Below are 1,141 nucleotides of genomic sequence, written 5' to 3'. Positions count from 1 at the left end.
GCTGCTGGCTGTACTGGTGACCTATGCGGGGCTTACCACCTTTTCGCGCGGTGTTTATTTGTCGATGCTGGCCCCGCTGGTGCTGCTGGGGCTGTTGCTGTGGGTGCAGAAGGCGGGCCTGGACCTGCGCGCACTGGCTGTCAGCCTGTGGCAGCGCCGCCGCCCCCGGGGCTGGCGTGCCAAGGCCGCCTGGGCGCTGGGGGTGGTGCTGGTGGCCGAGGTGGTAGGCGTGCTCAACGGTGGCAGCTTCATGGCCAGCCGCCTGACCACTACCGAGCGCGATTTCGGCAGCCGCATGGCGCACTGGCAGCGCGGCCTGGACCTGCTGCAGGACCCGGTGGACGGGTTCGCCGGTATCGGCCTGGGCCGCCTGCCGTCGCACTATGCCCGCAGCTATCCCGAGGGCGAATGGTCTGGCCACGTGGCCTGGCAAAGTGGCCAAAGCGGGCAGGGTGCAGAGCCGCCAGTGATGCGCGTGTCCGGCCCCGATACCGACGACTACCTGGAAGGCCTGTATGCCGCCACCCAGCGCGTGCGCCCCGTGCCCGGTGCGCGCTACCGGGCCAGCGTGCAGGTGCGGGTGGATGCGCCCACTGGCGTGTACCTGCAACTGTGCGAACGCCACCTGCTGTACCCGGCCCGCTGCCAAAGCGCCTATTTGCCCTTGAAACCGGTGGATGACCCTGCCGCCAGCCCCTGGCAGCGCATCACCGTGCCTTTGCAGGGGCCCCGTTTCAAGGACACGCCGTGGTACGCCCCGCGCCTGGGCATGTTTTCGGCGGCGGTTTTGGGCGCGGGCGCGCATGCCGATTTCCGCTCCATCAGCCTGCAGAGCACCAATGGCCAGGAGCAGCTGTCCAACGGCGACTTTGCGCAGAATCTGGCGCACTGGTTCCCGGCGGCGCGCTTTTACTTTTTGCCCTGGCATATCGACAACCTGTTCCTCGAAGTGCTGGGCGAACGCGGGGTGCTGGGCTTCATCCTGTGGGCTGCGCTGGTGGGCACCGCCCTGTGGCAACTGGTGCTGGGCGCCGCCCGCCGCCAGCCGCTGGCACCCTACCTGGCGGCATCGCTGTGCGGGGTGTTGTTGGTGGGCCTGGTCAGCAGCGTGATGGATGTGCCGCGCGTGGCTTTTTTGCTG

Annotated in this window: 1 protein-coding gene; it reads left to right on the top strand. The window is 68.4% G+C overall.

All coding sequences use genetic code 11. From position 1 onward, the window contains the following. The coding region (locus tag AC097L_RS25595; RefSeq protein ID WP_479589512.1) for an O-antigen ligase family protein at positions 1 to 1,141 on the top strand (1,141 nt) is incomplete at both ends.

It is taken from the genome of Rhodoferax sp. RT5P35, from assembly GCF_056521385.1.
Note: the sequence above shows the minus strand (reverse complement) of the source record. Positions and strands in the feature narration are given on the sequence as shown.